The sequence below is a fragment of the Nonomuraea turkmeniaca genome (assembly GCF_005889735.1).
GTDB lineage: Bacteria > Actinomycetota > Actinomycetes > Streptosporangiales > Streptosporangiaceae > Nonomuraea > Nonomuraea turkmeniaca.
The window spans coordinates 1-6,205 of the sequence record NZ_VCKY01000387.1; the positions used below are offsets into that span (position 1 = coordinate 1).

Here is a 6,205-nt window from a genome sequence, read left to right on the forward strand (position 1 = left end):
GCGAGTGGCAGCCCTCCCAGACCCGTTTCCCCACCGGGCTGGAGGAGGTGCTGTTCGAGGGGCGGCGGGCCTGGGTGGTCGCCGGTGACACGGCGTTCCCCGAGGATCCGCCGCGGGGTGTGCGGTTGCTGCCGTACTTCGACGCGTACGTGGTGGCCGGACGGCCGCGCGAGCTGCTCTACCCCGGCGTGGCGGCGCAGCGGGCGCTGGCCGGCGGTCAGGCGGGGAACTTCCCCGTGCTGCTCGTGGACGGGGAGGTGCGCGGGGTGTGGCACCAGCGGCGCTCCGGCAGCAAGATCGACATCACGGTGGAGGTGCTCGGCGATCTCACGCCGGCCCAGCTGCGCGAGCTGGACGGGCAGGTGGAGCGGGTGGGGGAGGTCCTGGAGGGCCGGCCGCGCCTGACCATCGGCGCCGTGGCGGTAGGACCCCATGCTTGATTCCCTGTTGTTCCTTAATATGCCCTATTGTAGGGAATGTTATGGAGCAATACACCGTGGAGCAGGCGGCCAGGCGGCTGGGGTTGCACGTCAAGACCGTGCGTAACTACGTGCGGGACGGGCGGCTGCCTGCCGTCCGCGTCGGCAAGCGATACCGGATCGCCAGGGAGGACCTGGCGGCCTTCGCCGGGCTGCCCGACGAAGCGCCGGAGGTCCGGCGGCACGCCGAGGTGTCCAGCATCGTGCAGATCGACGGCGTCGAGCGGCGCGAGATGGACCGGATCAGCACGATGGTCACCGGCGCGCTCGCGGGAGGGCCGCACGGGCTGCGGGTGGAGTTCGTGTACGACGAGGAACGCGCCCACCTGAAGGTCATCGTCCTGGGCGGGCTCGAGGAGAGCGCCCAGGTGCTGCGGATCATCGACGCGCTGGTGCGGCAGTGAGCGGCAGCTACTCCTCGCCGGAGGGAGCGCGGGCGGTTGTGCTCCTGCGCGGGCCGGGGCCATCAGCGCCTGCTCCCCTCCCCGCCCGCACCCAAGAGATCATGGACTTCCTGGAGACCGCCCATGCCTGACGACAGCATCCACGTGTGCGAGCCGGACGGCCCGCTGTTGCGTGACGAGCGTGACGCCCTCGACCTCATCGGTGCGGCCTGGGGGCACGGCGCCGCCTGGGTCGCCGTGCCCGCCGGGCGGCTGCACGAGGACTTCTTCTCCCTGCGCACCGGCGTGGCGGGGGAGATCGCGCAGAAGTTCGTCAACTGCCGCATCGGCCTGGCCATCGTGGGGGACATCTCCAGGTTCACGGCCGCCAGCGAAGCCCTGCGCGCCTGGGTGCTGGAGTCGAACCGGGGCGACCACATCTGGTTCGTCCACGACCTGGAGGAACTGGCGGCCCGGCGCTCCTGACGTCCCTATTGCTGGGTGAGGGCGAGCTTGACGCCGAGTGCGGCGAAGGCCGCGCCGAACCCGCGCCGCATCCAGGTCAGCACCTTGGGCCGGGAGATCACATGGTTCCTGACCGCGGCCGCGAACACCCCGTACCCGGCGAAGACCACGAACGTCAGCAGCATGAACACGGCGCTGAGCTGGAGCATGCGGGCCAGCGCCGCCGGCTCGCCGGCGCTCACGAACTGCGGCAGGAACGCGAAGAAGAAGATCGACAGCTTCGGGTTGAGTATGTTGATCAGCACGCCGTCGGTGATCACCTTCACGGCCCGGCGCGGGGCGGCGTCCTGCTCCACGTTCAGCGCGCCCCGCTCGCGCAGCGTGGCCCACGCCATGTAGAGCAGGTAGGCCACGCCCGCGTACTTGAGCACCTCGAAGGCGACGGCGCTGGTGTGCAGCAGCGCTGCCAGGCCGGTCACGGCCGCCGCCATGTGCGGCACGATGCCGAGGGTGCAGCCGAGCGCGGCCACGACGCTCGCCCGCCCGCCGCGCGACAGGCCGGCCGCCAGCGTGTAGAGCACGCCGGTGCCCGGGGTGACGACGATGACGAGTGAGGTCAGCAGGAACTCGATGCTCATGGCGGCACCTAACCATCCGCCACCTTCTATGTCAATTTCTATTGTTTTAGTGGCTGGCTGGAGGGCCCCGCACTCCGGCGCGGGTCCCTTCGTGAGGAGGGACGACGGCCTGCGTTCAACCGGCCCGCCGCACTCGGTGTTGTCCCTTGGGGAGGCGAGCCGAGCAGGGCGGAAGGGTGGAGCGCGGTGCCCGGCGTGCCGAGCGGAGTGTGGGCGGCTAGCGGCGGCGGCGAGGGCGGCGGCCGGTCGCGCGAGGTGTGGCGCGATCGCCCGCCCCGCGCCTGGGGCGGGGCTGGGGCTCGGTGCGGGTGTCCGGCCAGTGTGCGGGGCGGGCGAGCGACGCGGAAAGGTGGGTGGCGGCGTCGCCCTTGGCGGCGTTGAGCTGGGCCTGGGTGAGGAAGATGCTGCCGGTGAGGTCGGCGCCCGCCAGGTCGGCGCCGCGCAGGTCCGCCCCGATCAGGTCGGCTTGCCGCAGGTCCGCGCCCCGCAGATCGGCCCCGATCAGGTACGCGCCCCGCAGGTCCGCACCGCGCAGGTCGGCGCCCCCGAGCCGGGCCCCGACCAGGTCGGCTCCCCTGCGGTCCTTGCCCCGGTGCCCGGCCCGGACGAGCTCGCTCACCCGCAGCAGCAACGTGTTGACCCCGGTCCGGTGGGCCACCAGGTCCAGCTTCTTCAGCACGTCGGCGCTCTCGCGGGTGAGCCGCTCGGTCTCGTGGAGCGCCTGGCGCAGGTCGGCGTGGATCGGCCCGGCGGCCTCCAGCGTCAGCGCCTCCGCCAGGTACCACAACAGCTCGTGCAGCTGCCGGACGACCGGGAACACCGCATACATCTCGCGCGCCGTCTCCGGCGCCTGCCGCCAGCTCGTGCCCGCGAACGTCACCTGCGAGACCTTCTGCCCGGCGCCGAAGCAGTCGTAGACGGTGCAGCCCGGATAGCCGCGCTGCCTCAGCTGCGCGTGGATGCCGCAGCGGAAGTCCTCGCGCAGGTTGGGGCACGGCTCGCCGGCGGCCTTGTCGGCGGCGAAGTCGGCCGAGGCCGAGAACGGCAGCGCGACACAGCACAGCCCGAAGCAGTTGGCGCAGTCGGCCAGCAGGCCGAGCTCACGCGGGTTCGGTCCGGGCAACGTGGTGGTCTCCTCGCAGGTGATGGCAGTTCAAGCGTACTCAACCACCGAAGCGGCGCTGCCGGGCGCCGAAGCTGCGCAACGCGCGCAAGAAGTCGATCTCACGGAACGCCGGCCAGTACGCCTCACAGAAGTACAGCTCGGAGTAGGCCGACTGCCACAGCAGGAAGTTGGACATGCGCTGCTCGCCGCTGGTCCGGATCACCAGGTCCGGGTCCGGCTGCCCGGCCGTGTAAAGGTGCTTGGCGATGTCGTCCGCGGTCAGCGTGGCGGCGAGGTCCAGCATGGACTGCCCGGCCTCGGCCCGCTCGTACAGCAGCTCGCGCAGGGCGTCGATGACCTCCTGGCGGCCGCCGTACCCGATGGCCAGCGTGAGGTGGAAGCCGGTGGCGCAGTCGCGGGTGGCCTCGACGGCGTTCTTGAGCGCGCGGGCGGTGCTGTCCGGCAGCACGTCGAGCAGGCCGGCGACGTGCACGCGCCAGCGGGCGTCCGGCCGGTCGAGCCGGTCGGCGACCATCTGCTCGATCACCCGCAGCAGGAACGCGACCTCCTCGTCACCGCGCCGCTGCAGGTTCTCCGTCGAGCACAGGAAGATGGTCAGGTGCCGGATGCCGAGCCCTTCGCACCAGGACATCACGTGCTCGATGTGGTCGGCGCCGTATTTGTGGCCGATGCTCGGGTTGGCCATGCCCCGCTGCTTGGCCCAGCGCCGGTTGCCGTCGATGATCAGGCCGACGTGCCGCGGCAGCGGGCCCGCCATGACCTGGCGGCGCAGGCGGCGTCCGTACAGGGCGTGAGGAAGATCAGTGATGTGCATCCTCATAGGATGACGCGCCCAGCGGGCGGCGAAACCCTTCGGCGGCGGCTTCGACGCCGTTGAGCAGCACGGCCAGGCCCACCCCGAACGTCTGCCTGGCCCGATGTCGCAGCCACGGCTCACCGTCGCCGGGCCCGTCGTCCTCGGACTCCACCCACGTGACCTGGGGGAAGCGGGCGGCGAACCCGGGCGCCACCTCCTCCAGCAGGGCCGAGCGCGTCGTCCACCACTCCTCGTCCGGCACCCCGGTCTCCGACGGGGCCTGGCGTGACTCGGCGACCGTCCTTGCCGCCCCACGCACGAAGTCGAACAGCAGCGCCACCACGCCACGCAGCCTCGCGGGCGGCAAACCCGTCGGGCGCAGGATGCCGATCACGGTCTCCAGCGCCGCGAACTCGTTCGGCCCCAGGACGGGCCGTGCCTGCGACACCTGCAGCATCCACGGGTGGCGCAGGAAGAACGCCCACATGTGCTCGGCCCACGCGGTGACGGCCGCGCGCCAGCCGCCGGCCAGGTCGTAGCCGGCGGGCAGCTCGGCCAGGACCCGGTCGTACATGAGGTCGACGAGCTCGCCCTTGCTCGGCACGTACGTGTAGAGCGCCATCCCGGTGCGACCCAGCCGCTCCCCGACCTTGCGCATGGACAGCGCCGCCATGCCCTCGCCGTCGGCCACCGCGATGGCGGCGTCGACGATCGTGTCCACGCTCAGCCCCGGCTTGGGCCCCGGCCGGGCCTCGTCCCGCTCCGCCGTGCGCCACAGCAGCGCCATCGATCGGCGCGCGTCACCCTGACCGGCGTACACGACCAACGCGGGACTCTCCTTGCGGACAGAACTCCTTACGGCATAAAGCGTATCAGCGGCGCACGGCGGCGACCGTGGCGAGCATCTGCCAGGCCGCCTCAGGGCGGCGCGTCTCCTCCGGGTCGCCGACGAACGGGTCGAGGACGACGGTCTCGGCGCCGAGCAGGCGGAGCTGGTCGAGGTCGCCGGCGACCTGCTCGATCGTGCCCTCGCCGGCCCGCCGGTCCGGGCCCGTCACGGGCGAGGCGGTGAGGCGGAGCAGGATCCTGGGGGCGAAGGCGGGCACGGGACGGCCGTGGTCGTCGGCGATGGCCTTCAGCCGCGGCAGCGTCTCGCGCAGCCACGGGATGGTGTTCCTGAGCGGGTGCCACGCCTCGCCGAGCCGCACCGCGCGGCGCAGGGCCGCGTCGCTGCCGCCGCCCACCCAGATCGGCACGCCGCCGGAACGGTAGTCGCTCTCGTCGGCCCAGGCGGCCCGGATGGCGGCGAGGTGCTCGTCGGTCAGCCGGCCGCGCCGCTCGTACGCCACCCCGAGCGCCTCGAACTCCTGCCGCGCCCACCCCACGCCGACGCCGAGCACGAGCCGCCCGCCGCTGAGGTCGTTGAGGTTGGCCGCCATGCGGGCCACGAGCAGCGGATGCCGGTACGGCACGATGAGCACCGTCGTGCCGAGCGCGATGCGGTCGGTGACGCCGGCGAGCCAGGCCAGGGTCGTGAACGGCTCGTAGAACGGCGCCGGATACTGCGCGGCGACGTCGGGGGTGATCGCCACATGGTCGGACACCATCAGGAGGTCGAACCCGAGCCCTTCGACGGTCGACGCCCATTGCCGCAGGAGGCCGGGGTCGGTGCCGGGGCCGAAGTTGGGCACGTTCACGCCTATTCGCACCGGATCAGGTTATCGGCTGGGGGACCGGACCGTCCCGGTGCCGTGTGACGGGTGGCACCGGGACGGTCGGATGGCGGAAGGTCAGTAGCCGAAGCCACCCCCGTCGGACCAGTGGCCCCTCCACCAGAAGGGGCGGTGCATGTCGTGCTTGTCGTAGTAGTCGTAGTCGCCGTGCTTCTCCTTCTTGCAGGCGTCGGAGTCGCGGACGCCTGCGTACACGTCGCCCTTGTGGGTGACGTGGTGGTAGATCAAGTCGTCGTTCAGCCCGAGGTTGCAGTGATGCGGGTACTGCTTGGCCCAGTGGGCCCACCTGTCGTGGTCGTCGGCGACGGCAGGGCCGGCGGTCCCGAGCAGCGCGGCCGCCAGCAGGGCGCCACCTGCGGCGATGAGGCTACTTCTCATGATCTCCCCCTGTAATCACGAAGTGACATCGCCCATCACTATACGTAGCGATCTTGTGGTAGGGACGTCACGCCACGCCGGTCGCACCCAACAATGATCATCGGTTCGCGCTGAAGAAGCTCGGGCCGCACGAAGGCCGGCACGGGGGGCCTTCGACGGAGCGACATGGGTGGTGTCGGTGGCTCTGTGTGTGTGTGTGTGTGTGTG

General features: G+C 71.5%; 9 protein-coding genes. 3 read left to right on the top strand and 6 right to left on the bottom strand.

Annotated features, from left to right (window positions below; all coding sequences use genetic code 11):
• From ETD86_RS51860 to ETD86_RS51870, 3 genes are all read left to right on the top strand, one after another.
• Positions 1-440: DNA glycosylase AlkZ-like family protein (locus ETD86_RS51860; protein WP_138673979.1), on the top strand; the 440-nt coding region annotated here is incomplete at its 5' end.
• 41 nt (positions 441-481) lie between these two features.
• Positions 482-883, top strand: coding sequence for a helix-turn-helix domain-containing protein (locus ETD86_RS51865; RefSeq protein WP_138673980.1), 402 nt, complete (start codon positions 482-484; stop codon positions 881-883).
• 123 nt (positions 884-1,006) lie between these two features.
• Positions 1,007-1,348 carry a DUF4180 domain-containing protein gene (locus ETD86_RS51870; protein ID WP_138673981.1) on the top strand — a complete coding sequence of 114 codons (342 nt, stop codon included), beginning with the start codon at positions 1,007-1,009 and terminating at the stop codon, positions 1,346-1,348.
• 5 nt (positions 1,349-1,353) lie between these two features.
• Here the strand turns inward: ETD86_RS51870 and ETD86_RS51875 are convergent, their stop codons facing one another.
• The 6 genes from ETD86_RS51875 to ETD86_RS51900 form a co-directional block, all read right to left on the bottom strand.
• On the bottom strand, positions 1,354-1,965 hold the full coding sequence (locus tag ETD86_RS51875) for a LysE family translocator (protein ID WP_138673982.1): 612 nt from the start codon (positions 1,963-1,965) through the stop codon (positions 1,354-1,356).
• Between the two features lie 217 nt (positions 1,966-2,182).
• Positions 2,183-3,088: a pentapeptide repeat-containing protein gene (locus ETD86_RS51880; protein WP_138673983.1), complete on the bottom strand. Its 906-nt coding sequence runs from the start codon at positions 3,086-3,088 to the stop codon at positions 2,183-2,185.
• A gap of 40 nt (positions 3,089-3,128) precedes the next feature.
• A complete protein-coding gene (gene uppS / locus ETD86_RS51885; protein WP_138673984.1) occupies positions 3,129-3,905 on the bottom strand; it encodes a polyprenyl diphosphate synthase in 777 nt (258 codons plus the stop codon).
• Positions 3,892-4,713 (bottom strand): TetR/AcrR family transcriptional regulator, encoded by an 822-nt coding sequence (locus ETD86_RS51890; protein WP_138673985.1) that lies wholly within the window; start codon positions 4,711-4,713, stop codon positions 3,892-3,894. The genes uppS and ETD86_RS51890 overlap by 14 nt, the downstream gene beginning before the upstream one ends.
• A 46-nt stretch (positions 4,714-4,759) precedes the next feature.
• Positions 4,760-5,596, bottom strand: coding sequence for an LLM class flavin-dependent oxidoreductase (locus ETD86_RS51895; RefSeq protein ID WP_138673986.1), 837 nt, complete (start codon positions 5,594-5,596; stop codon positions 4,760-4,762).
• Positions 5,597-5,677: 81 nt separating this feature from the next.
• The gene (locus ETD86_RS51900) at positions 5,678-5,998 is read right to left on the bottom strand and encodes a hypothetical protein (RefSeq protein ID WP_138673987.1); all 321 of its coding nucleotides are present in this window, start codon (positions 5,996-5,998) and stop codon (positions 5,678-5,680) included.
• Positions 5,999-6,205: the final 207 nt, after the last annotated feature.